This window comes from Planktothrix mougeotii LEGE 06226 (assembly GCF_015207485.1).
Lineage (GTDB): Bacteria > Cyanobacteriota > Cyanobacteriia > Cyanobacteriales > Microcoleaceae > Planktothrix.
Genome location: NZ_JADEWU010000027.1, coordinates 47,473 through 65,833, shown reverse-complemented (window position 1 = coordinate 65,833; position 18,361 = coordinate 47,473). Strand labels below are relative to the sequence as shown.

The following is an 18,361-nucleotide window of genomic DNA, read 5'->3' as shown; positions in this document are numbered from 1 at the left end:
CCATACATATTATGTCGTTTTCTGTATACTTATCAACATTGTAGATCATAAATTTAAAATTGACCATGAGAAAGAAAAGTTTTGAATATCAGCACTATAATCACTCTGTTGGACTAGCGATTGTCCATTTGGTCTTTGTCCCAAAACGAAGAAAGCCTGTTCTCAAAGGCAATATTCGGAACAGGCTTTATCAAGTTTGGCAAGATTTGGCAACGGAGAAAGGATGGAATATTCGGGCTTGTGAGATAGCTCCTGATCATGTCCATCTATTTATTGAGTTTCCTCCTACGATGCCGATCCATTTAGTTGTTAAGTTTTTAAAAGGGAGGGCTTCTAATATCCTCCGCAAGGAATTTCCAGAGTTACTCAAGTTACCTAGTTTATGGAGTAAGAGTTATTTTTTCAGCACCGCAGGTAATGTTAGTGCTGACACAATACAGAAATATATTGAAGATCCACATCACCATTGATTGAATGCGGATAAATCCGCTTGCGTCGCTTTTCCACCTCGCTCTAAAGAGACGAGGCTACCAAGCTTCCATGTATTTATGGTGTAGAAACCTTGGATACAAGGTTTCTACAGAAGTATTTCTGCCGAGATAGAAGCCGAAGATGAGAAAGGCGGGTTATAATTTGTTACGGAAGTTAGCAAAACTATAAGTTTTATGAGTAAACCCGCCGTGAATTCGTTTTTTGTAGGCCGCGCCTTAGCGGAAGGACTGTACGAACAACTGGGAAACAGTCTGGCCAACTTCCTGAGTGAACTGGGGAAATTTGATGCAGAACAGAAAGAACATCTGCGACAGTTTACCCAACAGGTGATGGAACGCGCCTCCCAAGAAGCGGGTACTGTTGTCACCGATAGTTCCTCCCCCTTTAACTCCCCCTCCTCTAACGGTGAACCCGTAGATTTGCAAGCCACCATTGACGAACTGCGGGCGGAAGTGGCGGAATTGCGATCCGAACTCCAACGCTATCGTAATCGTACCGTGTAAACTCTGTTGTAGTAAAAACACGCAGTTATTGGGTCAACTTAATTTTGGAAACGGTCGTGTCTGTTAATCACTCAATTCGGGGTTCCGGTGCGGAACAACGGATTAATCCGCCTTCTGTAACTCCCCTCCGCCAAAATTATGGAGGAAAAGCTTATCGTTGGAACCGCAAAAATTATTCCCGTCAACGACGTTTTATTGATATTTGGACGTTTGTATTGACGTGGTTAACTTGGTTGTGGATCGATGCTAAAAAATGGAGTTACCGGGGCGGTTTTACCGAAGAGAAAAAAAATGCTCGTCGTCGAGCACAAGCAATATGGGTGAGGGAAACCTTTTTAGATTTAGGGCCGACCTTTATTAAAGTCGGACAATTATTTTCCACCCGTGCCGATTTATTTCCCATCGAATATGTAGAAGAACTCTCGAAACTCCAAGATAAAGTTCCCGCCTTCAGTTATGAACAAGCCGAAGAAATTATCCTAGAAGATCTGGGTAAAACCGTTCAAGATTTATTCCAAAATTTTGATCCAATTCCCTTAGCAGCAGCGAGTTTGGGTCAAGTTCACAAAGCCCAACTGCATTCCGGTGCAGACGTTGTTGTTAAAGTTCAGCGCCCCGGACTGAAAAAATTATTTGAAATAGATTTAGCGATTCTGCGAGGGATTGCTCGCTACTTCCAAAATCATCCTCGCTGGGGAAAAGGTCGAGATTGGGTCGGGATTTATGATGAATGTTGCCGGATTTTATGGTTAGAAATTGACTACCTCAATGAAGGCCGAAATGCTGATACATTCCGCCGTAATTTCCGCGATTGTGATTGGGTAAAAGTGCCCCGAGTTTCTTGGCAATATACCTCCCCTAGAGTCCTGACTTTAGAATATATTCCAGGGATTAAAATTAGCAATTATGAAGCCTTGGAAGCATCAGGACTCGATCGCAAAGAACTTGCCCAAATGGGAGCTAAAGCTTATTTACAACAACTCCTAAATCATGGCTTTTTCCATGCCGATCCCCACCCCGGAAATATTGCGGTCAGTCCCGGTGGTGAATTGATTTTTTATGATTTTGGCATGATGGGACAAATTACGTCCAATCTGCGAGAAAAACTCATGGAAACCCTATTTGGGATTACTCAAAAAGATGGGGATCGGGTGATGAAATCTTTGATTGCGGTGGGAGCGCTCGCACCTACAGGAGATATGGGGCCAGTGCGTCGGTCAATTCAATATATGTTAGATCACTTTATGGATCAACCCTTTGAAAATCAATCCATTGCTTCCATTAGTGATGATCTTTATGAAATTGCTTATGACCAACCCTTTCGATTTCCCGCAACCTTTACCTTTGTAATGCGGGCTTTTTCGACCTTAGAAGGTGTCGGAAAAGGACTCGACCCCGAATTTAACTTTATGGAGGTGGCACAGCCGTTTGCCATGCAGCTTATGTCTAATGGAAATCTTCCCAATACCGCTAATAGTATTTTTAATGAACTCAGCCGCCAAGCGGTTCAAGTGAGTTCTTCTGCGTTAGGCTTACCCGGACGCATTGAAGATACCCTGGAAAAACTTGAACAAGGAGATATCCGAATGCGGGTTCGTCTTGCGGAAACCGACCGGGTATTAAGACGGGTGAGTAATGTCCAAATGGGAACAAATTACGCGGTTCTGATCGGTGCCTTCATTCTATCAGCTACACTGTTATTGATTAGTGATAAGGTGGGATTAGCTCTCGTTGTATTATTCTTAGCTGTTGGTCTAGGAGTTGCTTTCTTAAGGTTGTTGCGACGGATTGATCGTTTGGATCGGATGATGTAAATCAACGATTCCGTTTAGACTCCGAGATTTTGATTGATCCTTGCCTTCTTTAAACGCATCCTGATCAGCAGATATTGGAAAATTTTAGGATAAAACCCGCTAGGGAGTTTTAGACATCAACCAATATTTGTGTATGAAACGTTATTTCGCTGGGATGACGGATACAGGCAATGTTCGGAACGTCAACCAAGATGCTTACTATATTGATCCTGATGGCCGTTTTTTCATTGTTGCTGATGGTATGGGCGGACACGCCGGAGGTCAAGAGGCGAGTTTGATTGCCTCCCAAACCATTAAAGAATACATCCTTGAGCATTGGGAGAGTTCTGATCAATCCCCAATTCTCCTCAAAAATGCGTTTGTCGCCGCCAACAACGCTATTTTAAAGGATCAACAAAAACATCCTGAACGCTCCGATATGGGAACAACGGCGGTTGTCGCCTTATTCCGAGAAGATGAGGAGAACCCTTGGTTTGCCAATGTGGGAGATTCCCGTTTATATCGTTTGCGCGGACATCAGTTACAACAAATTACAGAAGATCAAACTTGGGTGGCTCAAGCGGTGAAACGGAAAGCCTTAACTCCTGATGAGGCTCGTTCCCATCCTTGGCGTCATGTTTTGTCTCAATGTTTGGGACGCGAGGATCTCTCGGAAATTAGTATTGATCAGATGGATGTACAACCGGGAGATCGTTTGTTGTTGTGTAGTGATGGGTTGACGGAAGAACTTTCAGATACAATCATCACGGCTAACCTCAAAGCCATTCGAGCTTGTGAAGCCGCAGCAACGGCTTTAATCAAAGAGGCAAAAGACCGGGAAGGGCGAGACAATATTACAGTGATTGTTGTCGCCGTTGGATCGGTAGACAGTTAATCCCCGGTAATTGATAATGCGTGTAATGGGTTTGATCAGTGGAACCTCCGTCGATGGGATTGATGTCGCTCTCGTTGAGATTACGGGTTGTCAACGGGATCTGACGGTGGAGTTCTTGGCGGGAGCAACTTATCCCTATCCTTCGGAGTTGCGATCGCAAATTTTGCAGGTATGCAGTGGAACCCCTCTGTCCCTAGCAGAATTAGCTCAATTGGATGATGCGATCGCCCGAACCTTTGCTCAGGCTGCTATAACCTTACAACAATCCTCTCAACCAGCCGAACTGATTGGCTCCCACGGACAAACGGTGTTTCATCGTCCACCCCAAGGAACCCAACTCGGTTACAGTCTGCAACTGGGACGGGGAGAACTGATTGCCGATTTAACGGGGATCACAACGGTGAGTAACTTTCGGGTGGGGGATATTGCCGCGGGGGGTCACGGAGCGCCTCTGGTTCCCGTTCTGGATGCTTATCTGCTGCGTCATCCCCAATACTATCGCTGTATTCAAAATATTGGGGGAATTGGTAATGTCACCTATCTACCGAAACTCAACTCTAGCCCGATTTTAGGGTGGGATACCGGGCCGGGAAATACATTACTAGATTTAGCGGTACAATATTTTTCCCAAGGGACTCAAAGTTATGACAAAGAGGGAGCTTGGGCGGCGACGGGAACGCCTTGTCTGCCTTTGGTAGAACAATGGTTACAGCAAGATTTTTTTCACCAACCGCCCCCAAAATCGACGGGACGAGAATTATTTGGTTGGGACTATTGGCAACGGTGTTTAAGGGAACTAGAACCCTATAAGTTAAGTACAGCCGATGTTTTAGCAACTTTAACTGAATTAACGGCGGCTTCAATTTACCAAAGTTATTATCAATTTTTGCCCCAGTTACCCGATGAAATTTTATTGTGTGGGGGGGGAAGCCATAACTGCTATTTGAAATATCGGTTACAGACTTTGTTTAATCCGATTCCCGTTTTTTCCACTTCGGAAGTAGGCTTAAATGCTGATTTTAAAGAAGCGATCACGTTTGCGGTTTTAGCCTATTGGCGGTGGTTAGGAATCCCTGGAAATTTACCTTCAGTAACAGGGGCAGTTTCTGAGGTGTTACTGGGAGAAATTCACACTACCTTTACTCCCAACATGATATTATGAAAGCAAAGAACTTCAATAGATAACATATAGATCTTGCAAACTGAAGTTCTGTGTTTTCTATCGGTTAAAAATTTTCAGTCTAGCTGCGAAGAATAAGGGTGGGACTGTGGCTCACACATTTTTAATGGAATCTGGTCAATGGTTATTAGAAGGAAATTGGCTTGATCGGAATGAAATGCCGATAACCGTTCGCGGAAAAACCGTTGTTGCTTGGCATCAAAGCGACTGGTTTAGTATGGTGACAAAATTAGTATTTCCCAGCCAAGATCGAGAAGATATTGTTTTACAGTATCGGGGAAGATTAGACAGTAATGAAAGAGAATATACGTTTGTTTTACAACACAGTCAATTGGGCAAAATTGAAGGGGAAGGTTTAGTTGGCCCTGAATCGATTGTCCAACGTTATCGAGTGTTAGGAGATGACCGCCAACGTCGCAATGGATTTGAAACCCTCAGAAAAGTTGATCCCAACCATTATTATTATTCGAGTGGAATCATGGCAGGGCATACTCTGAATTTAATTAGTGTCATGGAAGCCACTTTAGAACGGAAATCATAAATCATCGTTTAGGATTAGTTTCCCATTTTAATCTCATTCACGGGTGAGTTAACCTAACGTGAGCCAAGAGCTTGACCCCGAAGAAGCAGGTTGACGCCCCATTACCCCTAACTTGTTCCCACGCCTTGAAAAAAAGTGAGAGATAGAGGTCGCCGACTGCGACACCTTCTAATTTTAATCTTGTACAAAATTAGGCTCCAGACCCCAATGGTGTTTGAGAAAATGCTGATACATATTTTCTCGCACCATCATGTGTTCATAGAGATTAATTAAAAATTCCTGCGCCTGTTCTCGGCTCATTTGACCGACTTGCAGCTTAAAGGAAGTCAGGTTAAATTGTTGCTCAAGAGATAGTTCTGCGGGTTGATTCATGATTAACTCCTATCAGTTCTCTAGTATTGTTAATAACTGTAACAACTATTTGACAAATCGTCCATTCTCCTCTAGGGAGATGCCTACTATGAAGATAGCAAATCTTTTGAGAGATGGTGTAGCACAGGATACGAGTTTTGACAAAAAATAGCAGGGAACAGGGAACAGGGAACAGGGAATAGGCTGGAAAAGACTTTTCTACGCGCGGTTTTAGCATCAGTCTATGTCCTAACACCCCAGACCTGACTCGTATATCTCGTTAGACTGAGGGAAAATGGCAGGCTTAATCATCAGGAATCGTTCAAGTTTGATGTGTTAAACTTATATAGAGTATTGACGAATCTTATTAAGCTTTCAGTTCAGACTTATGAGGATGGGAAATTTAACATGACTCCTGCTAAGACAGATCAACCCAGACCCTTCTGGAGTCGATTTCGTTTTCTTCCCTACACTGTGCTAGGTATTCTAATTTTTTATTGCAATTCTACTTGGGATGCTAACTTTTTTGTTAAGGGCTATTTGACCATCCTTGAACTACAAACTGCTATCATTTTGTTATATTTTCTCATGGGTCGGCTTTCCAAAAGCCAGAACCTGAATAAAGATCTTTAGTGGCGACTCATTTTAATCTCATTAACAATTTTAACCCTTGACCTTCAGGAGATCACTCAATGAAAAATAAAATCGTAGCCGCATTATTGGCTTTCTTTTTAGGGATATTTGGAGTTCATAAGTTTTATTTAGGGGAAAATTTAGGTGGAGTTCTTTATTTGTTGTTTTCTTGGACTTTTATTCCCGGATTTCTCGCCTTTTTCGATTTTCTAGGTTTATTGTTAATGTCAGATCAAGCGTTCAATGCTAAATTTAATCCAGGTATTCCTTACTCAGTTTTAGATGGAAGTCGTTCTGCACAGGATATTACTGTAGCACTAGCTCAACTGAAAAAACTTTATGATCAAGATGCCATTACCGCCGAAGAATATGAAGAAAAACGCCGGAAATTATTAAATGAACTGTAAACAGCAACAGGAGTGACATTAAACGTGTCCAATCTATCTCGATGGTTTCAGAAAGTTCCGCAGTGGTTATACTGGTCTTTATTTCCTGTATTAGGTGGGTTAGCCATTGTCTATGCAGGAAATAAAACCAAAACTCAATCTTGGATTTATACAGGGTTAGGGTTTGTCGCTGCGGCTTTTATTTTATCGAATACGTCTTTTTCCAGTATAGTTTGGATCGGTCAAATTATAACAGCGATCGCTTTGAGAAAAGAATTTTTAGCAAAAACTTTTCATAATCCTTTATCGAGTTCAAACGAATCTCATCTCATCCAATTAATTGCTAAACATCGAGATAAAATTGATATTAATAATTGCTCTAAGCATGATTTAGTATATGGATTAGATTTACCGATTGTTTATGCCAATGAAATTGAAGAAATGAAACGGGAAGGTTATAATTTTACAAGTTTAGAAGAACTTGCGGAATTAATTGGCATTCCTGAATCAACACTACAACGAATTGCACCTTTAATTTTATTTAGTTTTGATATAAATAAAGAAATCCATCATTCCTGGCGGCGGTTAAATGTGTTGTCAATGGATGAATTAGTTGAATTAGGACTAAACATCAATGCTGCTAAAATTATTGTTTTAGAACGTCAACGGCGTGGGGGTTATAAGTCTTTTCTGGATTTTAAAAAACGGACAAAATTACCGTTACATATCTATCGCCATATTTTATAAAAAATATAAAAAAATGACAATGAGAACTATCTAACTATTCCGGTACAATTTCCGTAACCACAGGAGTTCCTGTATTCCCACCACTGACAACAACAGTATCATTTTCAAACCTACCAACGGCTTTTTCTCCCATTAAATTAAACGGGGGATCAATTTGACGATAGACCACATTTCCTTCGGCGGAAAAAGACTGTTGAGGAATATACCAAGTGAGTAAATTAGAATTGAGTTGTGCTTGACGTTTTGCGCCAATACCAACAACATTTCCAGTTAAATAAAAGATATTATCTTTTAAATCTCCCCAACCTTGATTAGCGGTGACAGTAACTTGTTGTTCTCGTTCAATAATGGTAATAAATTGAGGGGAACTAATGGTGCGTTTCTGATAATTCCATTGTAATTCATTACTTGAAATTTGTAACGGAGGTTGAGATAAAGCAATTTGGGCATTTTTTCTCAGGGTAGCAATTTGGGTTTTTAAATTCATGTCGGCGGTTTCTGCAATTCCCCGGTCTGTAACGGTTTGATTTTGATATCGTTCAATTTGGGTTTTTAAATTACTGGTTAATAGTTGTTGTTCCCATAACCAAACAATATGATCACTTTGTAACTTGACAACGGGATTTTTAGAACTAACCGTGGCTTTATCCCAAAATTCTACTCGTTTTTGACGATAAAAAACCTGAACTTCTCTAGCAATAGCTTGGAGTTGAGCATGATCTCCCGTAACACTATTCCGCACTACAATAATATTTTGTTGGACAATCCATTCTAGCTCTTTTCCCTTCAAAACTAAGCCTGTATTGGGATCAGTTGCTACAATATTATTGCGTAAAAAAATCCGTTTGCTATTCTGTTCAAATTCTCCTTGATCTGCCTTAATTTTATACAGAAGTTTGCCTTGATCATATAATTCTCCAACCGGATTTTTCACGGTTGCCATTTTTTGGTCTTTACTATAACTGACTTGTTGGGCTTTAATGTTCCAGAGTAATTTTCCTTGTTCATCAGCCTGTTCTAACGTAACATCATCTAAAGTTAATGTCCGTTCAAATTCTTTAGAAGTCTTTGATTTAGCGTCCGTTGAAGTTGGTTCGACGTTTTTTGGGGCGCAAGCAGAAATTCCGACTAAAATTATCACCCAAAGGAGTAACAACCGCATCTAATTTGATAACAGGGAACAGGGAACAGGGAACAGGGAACAGATAGAAGGTAAACCTATCTATATCCTAAGAATTTAGGATCTCAAAAGTTTAGGAATTGAGGAGTAAAAACCAGGAATACCATAAGTTTTTACTCCTGTGATTCTCCTAAGAATCTTCTATAATTTGCCCATCTATTAAACTAATTCCTGATAGGGGACGGTAGGTATAGTTGGGACTACGGGGCGTTTTTTGGATATCTTCTTTGATCATTTCTAAATCAATATAGCGATCAGCGACATTAATTAAACTATCACTGGTCATTGAGCGCAAACTCACAACTTCCACCCGCACCCCGCGATAACTTACAGAGTCCACCGCATAAGCTAAATCTCCATCTCCACTCACCAAAACGGCGGTATCATAGGAACCCACTAAAGCCATCATATCAACGGCTATTTCCACATCTAAATTAGCTTTTTTAGAGCCATCAGGAAGTTGGACTAAATCTTTAGCAATGACACGATAACCATTGCGTCGCATCCATAATAAAAAGCCTTGTTGCTTCTCATTGGTGCGATCTACTCCCGTATAGAAAAAGGAGCGTAACAACCGAGAACCAGCCGTTAAACGACATAATAATTTGGTGTAATCAATTTCAATGCCCAATTGTAAAGCGGCATAAAATAGATTAGAGCCATCGATAAAAATGGCAACTCGGCCCCTGTTTTCAAGAACTTGTTCAGGAGTAAAAAGTTCTCCATGATTGATATTATTCAACATTCTTATACCTCTTTTTTTATGAAAAAAATGATCTGAGTATGGGTAAAGTAAACCAAAACTAAACCAATTGAAAAGGATGTTTTATGTTAAACTAGACTATCACTTAAACGGGTTTGAATTAGGATGATGCTCCCTCTGCATCTTCCAAGCGTCTAAAGACAGGTTGCGCTTCCTGCAAGGGTTGATTAGCAGGTAACGCGCCCCAAACAGCATGGATGTCAAAGGACAGTGCTGTCGCTAGTATAGTCTGATCATTGAAATCGAGGGTGTATCCCAATTGTTGATAAATCCGAGTGCTAATATTGGGAATGATAGGGGACAAAAGATAAGCTGCCAGTCGAACGGATTCTAAAACGGAGTACAAGACTTGGGAAACCGCTTCCTGTTTTCCTTGCTTGTACAAACTCCAAGGAGCTTTATCATCAATGTATTTATTTCCGGCTTGAACTAAGGTGAAAATAGCCGTACAAACTTCGCTAAACGCCAGAGCATCATAGGCTTGAGTGACAGTATCTGCCAAGGTTAGACCGAGGGATTTCAGGGCATCATCCTTGGGGATATCCTCACCGTTAACATTAGGAACACAACCGTTAAAGTATTTAAACGCCATTTTCAGCGTGCGGTTGAGTAAGTTACCTAAGTCATTGGCTAAGTTAGCATTAACGGTATGAATAAACCGAGTTTGACTATAATCACCATCCTGTCCAAATTCTATCTCTTTCAAGAAATAAAAGCGAATCGCATCAGCACCATATTGATTGACTAAAGCAACGGGATCAAGGGTATTTCCCAAGCTTTTGCCCATCTTCTTCCCATCTTTGGTCAAAAAACCGTGTCCAAAGATACGACCGGGAAGAGGTAAGCCAGCCGACATCAACATGGCGGGCCAGTAAATGGCATGAAATCTTAAAATATCTTTACCAATCAGGTGTAAATTAATCGGCCACCCTTTCGATAAAGCATTTTCTAAGGTGGGTTCATCCTCTGGGTCAAGCAACGCCGTTATATAGCCTAACAACGCATCAAACCAAACATAAATGGTATGGCTTGGATCACAGGGAACGGGAAATCCCCAGTCAATATTAACGCGAGAAATCGAAAAATCTTGTAATCCTTGTTTAACAAAATTGATGACTTCGTTGCGCCGACTTTCCGGCTGAATAAAGTCAGGATGCTCTTGATATAAAGCTTCTAGCTGTTCTTGGTATTGAGACAACCGAAAAAAATAGTTCTGCTCATCTCGCCATTCTAGGGCTTTATTGGTATGGATGGGGCAGTATTTTTTCTGTTCTAATTCTCGTTCTTCTTTGTATTCTTCACAGGCGACACAATACCAGCCTTGTTGTTGGCTGAGATAGATATCTCCTTGATTCCAAACCCGTTGAAAAAACTCATTGACGATGGCTTCATGGCGAGGTGCTGTCGTGCGACTAAAGCGATCATACTGAATATTCAAGTGTTGCCACAGGGAAGCAAAACCATCGGCAATTTGATCGCAGTGAGCTTGGGGAGAACGCCCTAACTCCTCGGCGGTACGTTGAATTTTTTGACCGTGTTCATCGGTTCCAGTAATTAATAGGACGGATTTTCCTTGAAGTCGCTGGAACCGAGCAATGGCATCAGCCGCCATTGTGGTATAAGCACTACCAATGTGAGGAACATCATTGACATAATAGAGAGGTGTTGTCAGGGTAAAGGTATTGAAATGGGTCTGTGTCAATTTCATATTAAACAGATAGAGGCTACCGATATTGTTCTTGTTAGACCCGCCTCAGTAGGGCGTTTAATTGGGTTTGAGGATTTCTCCTTCACGGATTTCTCCGTAATGTTAAGAGCACTTTTTATTGATGTCCACGCTCACTCTACAGATGTAGAAATGTGCGCTTTTTAGGGTGTTTCTGTCTAGTACCTGAATAAAAATTTCACAGTACATGACACCGAAACTTATAGATTATAATATTTTCTTTAAAGTTTCTCAAAATTCTCAAACAAGTCTTAAGTTTTTAGCGCAAATGTAACCCGATTCAAGCAGTGTGTTGGTGATTCATGTTCTTTGATCAAACGGGATTGAGTTGTCGGTGGCTGGTGACAGGATTGGGAATACAGATGTTCATTTCCTATGAAGATCGAATTCCTGAAACAGGCCCTGCGATTGTGGTGAGTAACCATCGCAGTGTGATTGATCCGATTGTCTTAACCGCAGGTGTCGGTCGGACTCTTCGTTTTGCATCCCATCATTATATGGGTCAAGTCCCCCTTTTACGCGAAATTGTCACAACATTTGGTGCCTTCCCCTTTGATGAACCCGAACATCGACCTCAACAGTTTTTTAAACAAGCAACCCAACTATTAAACCAACGACAAATGGTGGGGATCTTTCCCGAAGGAGCAACCCCAATGTTACAACAAACCCAACCGAATGTTGTGGGAACCTTTCAACGGGGATTTGCTCATTTAGCATTACGTTCAGGGGTTCCAGACCTAGCCGTTTTACCTGTGGCGATCGCAACATTAGAAGAACAAACCCTACCGTCAGCCATTCCATTAAGGTTACTGGGTGTATTCGATCCAACTGAACCCTTATTTGATCAACCCGGTTGGCATCCTATGATTCTCTATCGAAGAATCCAAATCTTAATGGGCCGTCCCTATTGGATTACCCCGCGAGTACAACGTCAATATCAAGGGAAACAAGCCCGAAAAGCGGTAGAAGAGTTGACCCAGTATTGTCATCGGGAAATTACCCATTTACTCCGTCAAGGTAGCGTTTAGAATGTCCTCCACCGCCGTAAATCGTCTCCAGAGAAATCAGGAATAGGAATCACCGATCACGGTAGGATGAACGATGACGCTATGCCATGACTACCATCCATGACCTACGACCAATCCGCCGAACAGCTATTAGAGTTAGCTGCCGCATCCGGCGCTGAGGCTGCGGAAGTGTTTCAATCTCAATCCCTATCCAAGCCAATCTTTTTTGAAGCCAATCGACTGAAACAACTCGAAAGTAGCCAATCGGAAGGGACAACCTTGCGACTTTGGCGAGATGGCCGTCCGGGTTTAGCGGTTGCTTATGGCCCAGTGGAACCGAAAAAATTAGTGGAACGGGCGATTTCCTTGAGTACCCTCAATGAACCCGAAACCATTGAACTAACCGAATCAACAACTCCATCCCAGTATCCCGATATTGGGGAAGTTGTACCCGTTGAACAATTGGTCAGTTGGGGAAAACAGGCGATTGAATTAATTCGCTCTTCCTATCCCGATGTCTTATGTATGGCGGAATGGGATTGTGAAGTGGAATCGATTCGCTTGATTAACTCACGGGGACTGGACTGTCGCCATACCGATACCACCCTCAGTGGTTATGTGGAAACGGAATGGGTTCGGGGGGATGATTTTTTAGCGGTTTCCGATGGCCAAACCCAACGGGATTTTTTAGATCCCACCCTCCTAGCTGAACGGATTTTAATGCGGTTAAATTGGGCCAAGAATAATGTCCCTTCTCCCATGTCCCGGATTCCGGTGTTATTCACCGCTAAAGCTGCCGATATGCTTTGGGGAACCATTTCCGCCGCCTTGAATGGCAAACAGGTCTTGGAAGGGGCTTCTCCTTGGAGCGATCGCTTAACAACCCCCGTGATGTCTCCCCTGTTAACGCTCTCTCAGGAACCTGATGTCGGCCCCTATAGTTGTCCCTTTGATGATGAAGGGATTCCTACCCGTCCCATTACCTTTATTCAAAAGGGCGTTTTACAACTCTTTTATACCGACTTAACTACGGGTCGCACCTTGGGAAGTGGGACAACCGGAAACGGATTTCGCACTCATTTAGGCAGTTATCCCACGCCGGGGTTATTTAATCTGTTAGTAAAACCCGGAAAAAGTTCTTTAAATGAATTAATCCAAAGTTTAGATCGAGCTTTAATCGTTGATCAAATGTTAGGAGGAAGTGCCGGAATGAGTGGGGACTTTTCGATTAATGTTGATTTAGGATATCGCATTGAAAAGGGTGAAATTGTCGGACGGGTGAAAAATACAATGGTGGCGGGGAATGTTTATACAGCCCTCAAACAAGTTGTAGAATTAGGGGGTGATGCCTCTTGGAATGGGTCTTGTTATACTCCTTCAATTATTGTTGAAGGGTTATCAGTCATTGGTAAAGGTTAATCCCCTCAATTTTAATCATTCCCTAGAATTGAGAAGGCGATATCAGGTTCCCCTTTAAAAATTCCCCTAAAATTATCATGATTCAATTTAATCAATTTACAGCCCTGAGCTTTGACTGCTACGGCACTTTAATTGACTGGGAAAGCGGGATTACTCCCGTTTTACAACAATTAGTTAAGGCTCATGGGATTACAATGACTGATCAAGAGTTACTGGAATTATTTGCAATCTTAGAACCAGAAGCTCAAAGCGGAGACTATAAAACCTATCGAGACATTCTCCGAGAAGTCGTACAAAAGTTGGGAGAACGTTTAGGGTTTTCTCCAACTCCTACGGAATTAGAGAGTTTAGCCAATTCAATTCAACATTGGCAACCTTTTTCGGATACGGTAAAAGCCCTTAAAGCATTAAAACAAAAGTATAAATTAGTGATTATTTCTAATATTGATGATGATTTATTTGCCCAAACGAACCAACATCTACAAATAGAATTTGATGATATTATTACGGCACAACAAGCTCAATCCTATAAACCATCAGCCCATAATTTTGAATTTGCTTTAGAAAAAACATGGCTTTCTAAGGATGAGCTTCTGCACGTTGCCCAAAGCATTTTTCATGATATTGCCACAGCCAAAAGTTTAGGATTAACAACAGTTTGGGTTAATCGTCGTCAAGGAAAATCTGGAGGAGGTGCAACAAAACCTGCCACTGCTCAACCGGATTTAGAAGTGCCGGATTTAAAGAGTTTAGTTAACTTAATTCTTGAGCATTAGAAAATTTGGATATGCCATAAAAATAGCGATCGCGCTAGTCCAGCCAGAAGAGCGCATCGCTTATAATAGTTGTAAACTCAACCACAATCCCCTTACAATGAATAACTATGACCCAATTTACTTTAAACTTAGAAACCATTGAGCTAAGTGACGAACAATTTTTTCAACTGTGTCAAAATAACCAAGATTTAAGATTTGAACGCAACAGCAACGGGGAGTTAGTAATTATGTCACCCGCAGGAGGAAAAACAGGACATCGAAATATTGAAATTGCTTATCAATTGCAAGCTTGGAGTCGTCAAAATCAATGCGGAATTGCTTTTGATTCTTCTACAGGATTTAAACTTCCCAATGGTGCAGATCGTTCTCCCGATGGGTCGTGGATACCGTTAGAAAAATGGAATGATTTAACTCCTGAACAACAAGAAAAGTTTTTACCTGTATGTCCTGATTTTGTGATTGAATTGCGTTCTCCAAGTGATAATCTCAAAAATATTCAAAAGAAAATGAGAGAATACCAAGAAAACGGAACTCGTTTAGGATGGTTAATTGATCCTCAAACCAAAACCGTAGAAATCTATCGACCCAATCAAGATGTAGAAATTTTACAAAATCCATTAACATTATCAGGAGAAAATATTTTACCCCAATTTACCTTAAACTTAGAACATATTTGGTAAACTCTCGTTGTTGTGCTTCAGCACAATTCCATAACCCAAATCACAATAATAAGGAATATATTTTACTCAAGATTCCCCTAGAGCAAACTTTTGATAACGTATATTCAGGCTTGCATTAAAATTAACTTTAAAATGGCATTTTCCAGACTTTTATAGCATTCTTATCTCCTCCAGAAACCAAAAATTTGTTATCAGGAGTAAAAGCTATAGACTGTACATAAGAAGAGGGAAAAGAAAGAGTAGCAAGTTCTTGACGATGTTTTAAATCCCAAATCTTCACTGTTCCATCATCAGCACCACTCGCTAGAAATTGAGAATCTGAAGTTATAGCTAAGGATGTAACAGCTTTAGTGTGACCTGTTAGTTGATATCTGAATTCACCTGAATTTAAGCCCCATATTTTAATCGTATTATCATTGCTTCCAGAAATTAATAATTGATTATCTGGACTAATCACAATAGCTCGAATGATGTCTGTATGTCGGTGTTCTTGGTCTAAAGTACGAAATTCTGTCCGCGTTTTATAATCATAACTTCTCAAAACTTTATCATATCCCCCACTGACTAACCATTTTCCATCGGGACTTAATGCAAGAGAATTAATCTTTTTAGTTTGGGTTGTGATTAGCCCAATTTGTTCACCTGTCTTCTCATCCCAAAAGGTGATAGGAGTATTTTCTCCAGCACTAATCAAAATTTCTCCTGTCGAATCATAAACAAGACTGCGAATAATAGCGTTATCATTAGGAAGCTGAAAAGCTTCCCCTTTTCCAAAATTTAAGTCCCAAATTTTTAAGGATTTCGCTCCCCCAATTGCTAATTTGTTTTTATGAGGATTAAATACAAGGGTATATACCTGATTTTGATTATCAAACGACTTTTCTTCTTGGAATTTTTCTTTGTTAAAAGTAGAAATTTTGACTATATTATTGTCACCTCCACTTGCTATCCTATCTCCACTAGGACTAATAGCAATTGTATCAACCAGACCATATCCAAATTTATCTGGATTAGAAATTACACGAAAAATAGCTTGATCTTCTAAGAAATTTTTGATAATTTTTCTTATTGACTTAGCTTGAGATACATAATCTTGATATTTAGATTGTTCTGAGGAATGTTGAATAACTTTTTTATACTCCTGATCAGACCAGTCCAAATTCGAGATTTGATCTTTATTAGATTTTACAGCCAAATCAAAATAAGTATTAGCTAATTCCATTTCAGCTTCTATATACTCCTGATCTTTGTCTAAAACTTTCTTAAAATCTTCTCTAGCTTTCTCAAAATCATTTTTCTTATAAAAACTTTTACCACGTTGATAATAAACTTCTAAAAATTTAGGATTACGCTTAATTTCTTCACTGTAACAATTAATGGCTTGATCCAGTTTTCCTTGATAATAATAAGCTAGTCCTTGATTATAAAAAAGTTCTGGGTATTTAGGATTATTATTTTTCGCTTCATTAAAACTCTTAATGGCTGCTTCATAGTTTCCTAAATTAAGCTCTGCTAGTCCTTGTTTATAATAAGTCTGAGCTAAAGAAGAAGAACTATTTTCTTTTTTATTCCAATAAATCACTTGCTTAAAATCATCAATTGCATCTTCATATTCTCCTAATTCAGCTTTAATTGAACCTCTGATTAGAAAAGCATCTTGAGAAGTAGGGTCTTTCTTGATAGCCATATCTAAATCTTTAATAGCATTTTTAATGGCATTGGGATCATCCAGATTTAGTAAATAAACAACTGCTCGATACAGATAAGATTGATAAACTTGAGGATTCCGCTTTATAGCTTCACTAAAATCTTCATAAGCAGCTTGATAATCTCCTATTTTTATATAAAACCATCCCCTTAATATTATATGATCAACATAAAGTTGGGGATTGTTAACATGATCTTCAAGTTTAGGTTGAGAGCCTGATATTGCCAGATTAAAATCCTTTAAAGCCTCTTTACAATCATCTAAGTTATAATTGGCAAAACCTCTTTGAGCATAAGCTTCCGAAAACTGATCATCAAAACTTAAAGCTTGGGTAAAATATTTAACAGCCTTTTCATATTCTTTTTCTTCTAAGGCTTCTTGGCCTTCTTTATAGAGTTGAAATACTTTAGGGTCTTGGTTAGAGGATTTATTCTCATTATTAACAATCTTTAACAAGTTAATTTCGTGGATATTATTATTAATGGGAATGTTAAAATTGAAAAATCCACCTTGTATCGAAGGGTTCTTAGATCCTGTAACATTTATATTTATATCTCCCAATAAGTTAGGAAAATCTTGATTAGATTTTTTTCCCTGGGAACCTAATTTTTTAAATGTGTTTACATAAAAGACAAAATCATTACCAATAAAAGGACTAATCGATTTTATATCTTCTTGAGATCGAACGTTTTTAAGATTTTCTTTTAAAAGTGATGGGGTTGAGGAGAGATTTAATTCATTCTTGGGGGAGAAACTTTGAGCAAAAGCGACAGAACTGAAATCATATAAACCAATCGCAGAAATTAATAAAGAAATGAATAATAATTTTAAGAATCGATAGGGATTAGTCATAGCAGTAACTGATTTACACTGAAATCCTTTGTGAATTATAGGCGGTTGAGTGTGATCGCTTTTATGGGTTATATAAAACTTAACATACGAAGAGCCTACTTATCAAAGAATGAGTGTCAGTGATCTTTCTCGCTATAGCGATAGATAAGCTCTGTATTGCCTCATAGGAAAATATGCGATCGCCCAACCCGATTTAGAAGTGCCAGATTTAAAAAGTTTAGTTGACTTGATTTTTGAGCGTTATCGTGCTAGGCATTACAGTTAGGACAGTCTAAATCATGAAACTCTTTCCCCTGTTCCCTGTTCCCTAGCCCTATATGGAGGAATTGAGCGGTTTCAGAAAATTTTTTGAAAAAACACTTGCGTAACTCGAAATAAAATGCTTAAATATAAAAATGTGGTTATAAAAAACAAATAAACACATCACCCAATACGGGGGCGTGGCGGAATGGTAGACGCTACGGACTTAAGGTAAATTGAGCCTTGAGGTGAGAAATTCCTCAAGTGTAAGCTCTCAAATTCAGGGAAACCTAAATCTGATACGTCAGACAAGGCAATCCTGAGCCAAGCCAAAGAATTTAGAAATGAGGGAATTTCCCCAATCTAAAATCAAAACTTTGGAAGGTGCAGAGACTCGACGGGAGCTACCCTAACGTTAAGCCGAGGGTAAAGAGAGAGTCCAATTCTCAACGCCAATGGGCAGTAGCGAAAGCTGCGGGAGAATGAAAA

General features: G+C 40.0%; 17 protein-coding genes. 12 read left to right on the top strand and 5 right to left on the bottom strand.

Features of this window, described 5'->3' with window-relative positions; all coding sequences use genetic code 11:
* Positions 1-65: 65 nt before the first annotated feature.
* The 6 genes from tnpA (at position 66) to IQ236_RS13450 (ending at position 5,404) form a co-directional block, all read left to right on the top strand.
* Positions 66-470 carry an IS200/IS605 family transposase gene (tnpA, locus tag IQ236_RS13475; protein WP_193869725.1) on the top strand — a complete coding sequence of 135 codons (405 nt, stop codon included), beginning with the start codon at positions 66-68 and terminating at the stop codon, positions 468-470.
* A 195-nt stretch (positions 471-665) separates the two neighbouring features.
* A complete protein-coding gene (locus IQ236_RS13470) occupies positions 666-995 on the top strand; it encodes a DUF6825 family protein (protein ID WP_193869724.1) in 330 nt (109 codons plus the stop codon).
* Between the two features lie 101 nt (positions 996-1,096).
* Positions 1,097-2,809 (top strand): ABC1 kinase family protein, encoded by a 1,713-nt coding sequence (locus IQ236_RS13465; protein WP_322744155.1) that lies wholly within the window; start codon positions 1,097-1,099, stop codon positions 2,807-2,809.
* Between the two features lie 133 nt (positions 2,810-2,942).
* The gene (locus IQ236_RS13460) at positions 2,943-3,683 is read left to right on the top strand and encodes a PP2C family protein-serine/threonine phosphatase (RefSeq protein ID WP_193869722.1); all 741 of its coding nucleotides are present in this window, start codon (positions 2,943-2,945) and stop codon (positions 3,681-3,683) included.
* Positions 3,684-3,696: 13 nt separating this feature from the next.
* Positions 3,697-4,845, top strand: a complete 1,149-nt coding sequence (locus tag IQ236_RS13455; protein WP_322744154.1) for an anhydro-N-acetylmuramic acid kinase — start codon at positions 3,697-3,699, stop codon at positions 4,843-4,845.
* 106 nt (positions 4,846-4,951) lie between these two features.
* Positions 4,952-5,404, top strand: a complete 453-nt coding sequence (locus IQ236_RS13450) for a hypothetical protein (protein WP_193869720.1) — start codon at positions 4,952-4,954, stop codon at positions 5,402-5,404.
* 174 nt (positions 5,405-5,578) lie between these two features.
* On the opposite strand, the gene IQ236_RS13445 is transcribed toward IQ236_RS13450, so the two are convergent.
* Positions 5,579-5,776, bottom strand: coding sequence for an NblA/ycf18 family protein (locus IQ236_RS13445; RefSeq protein ID WP_193869719.1), 198 nt, complete (start codon positions 5,774-5,776; stop codon positions 5,579-5,581).
* Positions 5,777-6,447: 671 nt separating this feature from the next.
* On the opposite strand from IQ236_RS13445, the gene IQ236_RS13440 reads away from it, so the two are divergent.
* Positions 6,448-6,795, top strand: coding sequence for an NINE protein (locus tag IQ236_RS13440; RefSeq protein ID WP_193869718.1), 348 nt, complete (start codon positions 6,448-6,450; stop codon positions 6,793-6,795).
* A gap of 24 nt (positions 6,796-6,819) precedes the next feature.
* Positions 6,820-7,521 (top strand): helix-hairpin-helix domain-containing protein, encoded by a 702-nt coding sequence (locus IQ236_RS13435; RefSeq protein WP_193869717.1) that lies wholly within the window; start codon positions 6,820-6,822, stop codon positions 7,519-7,521.
* Between the two features lie 34 nt (positions 7,522-7,555).
* On the opposite strand, the gene lptC is transcribed toward IQ236_RS13435, so the two are convergent.
* The 3 genes from lptC to metG all read right to left on the bottom strand — a co-directional run bounded on the left by lptC (position 7,556) and on the right by metG (position 11,172).
* Entirely contained in the window at positions 7,556-8,683 is a 1,128-nt protein-coding gene (lptC, locus tag IQ236_RS13430) for an LPS export ABC transporter periplasmic protein LptC (RefSeq protein ID WP_193869716.1), read from the bottom strand.
* Positions 8,684-8,831: 148 nt separating this feature from the next.
* On the bottom strand, positions 8,832-9,446 hold the full coding sequence (locus IQ236_RS13425) for a LabA-like NYN domain-containing protein (protein ID WP_072718487.1): 615 nt from the start codon (positions 9,444-9,446) through the stop codon (positions 8,832-8,834).
* A 118-nt stretch (positions 9,447-9,564) separates the two neighbouring features.
* Positions 9,565-11,172 (bottom strand): methionine--tRNA ligase, encoded by a 1,608-nt coding sequence (gene metG / locus IQ236_RS13420; protein WP_193869715.1) that lies wholly within the window; start codon positions 11,170-11,172, stop codon positions 9,565-9,567.
* Between the two features lie 380 nt (positions 11,173-11,552).
* Between metG and IQ236_RS13415 the strand changes: the two genes are divergently transcribed.
* The 4 genes from IQ236_RS13415 to IQ236_RS13400 all read left to right on the top strand — a co-directional run bounded on the left by IQ236_RS13415 (position 11,553) and on the right by IQ236_RS13400 (position 15,072).
* Positions 11,553-12,218 (top strand): lysophospholipid acyltransferase family protein, encoded by a 666-nt coding sequence (locus IQ236_RS13415; RefSeq protein ID WP_228041612.1) that lies wholly within the window; start codon positions 11,553-11,555, stop codon positions 12,216-12,218.
* A 99-nt stretch (positions 12,219-12,317) separates the two neighbouring features.
* Positions 12,318-13,616, top strand: coding sequence for a TldD/PmbA family protein (locus IQ236_RS13410; RefSeq protein ID WP_193869713.1), 1,299 nt, complete (start codon positions 12,318-12,320; stop codon positions 13,614-13,616).
* Between the two features lie 77 nt (positions 13,617-13,693).
* Positions 13,694-14,392: a haloacid dehalogenase type II gene (locus IQ236_RS13405; protein WP_193869712.1), complete on the top strand. Its 699-nt coding sequence runs from the start codon at positions 13,694-13,696 to the stop codon at positions 14,390-14,392.
* A gap of 107 nt (positions 14,393-14,499) precedes the next feature.
* The gene (locus IQ236_RS13400) at positions 14,500-15,072 is read left to right on the top strand and encodes a Uma2 family endonuclease (RefSeq protein ID WP_193869711.1); all 573 of its coding nucleotides are present in this window, start codon (positions 14,500-14,502) and stop codon (positions 15,070-15,072) included.
* A gap of 127 nt (positions 15,073-15,199) precedes the next feature.
* On the opposite strand, the gene IQ236_RS13395 is transcribed toward IQ236_RS13400, so the two are convergent.
* Positions 15,200-17,632 (bottom strand): tetratricopeptide repeat protein, encoded by a 2,433-nt coding sequence (locus tag IQ236_RS13395; RefSeq protein WP_193869710.1) that lies wholly within the window; start codon positions 17,630-17,632, stop codon positions 15,200-15,202.
* Between the last annotated feature and the right edge of the window lie 729 nt (positions 17,633-18,361).

What these genes read in the sequence shown, in the direction of transcription:
- tnpA (WP_193869725.1), top strand. Translation starts at nt 66, where the DNA reads ATGAGAAAGAAAAGTTTTGAATATCAGCACTATAATCACTCTGTTGGA.
- lptC (WP_193869716.1), bottom strand. Translation starts at nt 8,683, where the DNA reads ATGCGGTTGTTACTCCTTTGGGTGATAATTTTAGTCGGAATTTCTGCT.
- IQ236_RS13460 (WP_193869722.1), top strand. Translation starts at nt 2,943, where the DNA reads ATGAAACGTTATTTCGCTGGGATGACGGATACAGGCAATGTTCGGAAC.
- metG (WP_193869715.1), bottom strand. Translation starts at nt 11,172, where the DNA reads ATGAAATTGACACAGACCCATTTCAATACCTTTACCCTGACAACACCT.
- IQ236_RS13425 (WP_072718487.1), bottom strand. Translation starts at nt 9,446, where the DNA reads ATGTTGAATAATATCAATCATGGAGAACTTTTTACTCCTGAACAAGTT.
- IQ236_RS13470 (WP_193869724.1), top strand. Translation starts at nt 666, where the DNA reads ATGAGTAAACCCGCCGTGAATTCGTTTTTTGTAGGCCGCGCCTTAGCG.
- IQ236_RS13395 (WP_193869710.1), bottom strand. Translation starts at nt 17,632, where the DNA reads ATGACTAATCCCTATCGATTCTTAAAATTATTATTCATTTCTTTATTA.
- IQ236_RS13445 (WP_193869719.1), bottom strand. Translation starts at nt 5,776, where the DNA reads ATGAATCAACCCGCAGAACTATCTCTTGAGCAACAATTTAACCTGACT.
- IQ236_RS13410 (WP_193869713.1), top strand. Translation starts at nt 12,318, where the DNA reads ATGACCTACGACCAATCCGCCGAACAGCTATTAGAGTTAGCTGCCGCA.
- IQ236_RS13400 (WP_193869711.1), top strand. Translation starts at nt 14,500, where the DNA reads ATGACCCAATTTACTTTAAACTTAGAAACCATTGAGCTAAGTGACGAA.
- IQ236_RS13405 (WP_193869712.1), top strand. Translation starts at nt 13,694, where the DNA reads ATGATTCAATTTAATCAATTTACAGCCCTGAGCTTTGACTGCTACGGC.
- IQ236_RS13440 (WP_193869718.1), top strand. Translation starts at nt 6,448, where the DNA reads ATGAAAAATAAAATCGTAGCCGCATTATTGGCTTTCTTTTTAGGGATA.
- IQ236_RS13415 (WP_228041612.1), top strand. Translation starts at nt 11,553, where the DNA reads ATGTTCATTTCCTATGAAGATCGAATTCCTGAAACAGGCCCTGCGATT.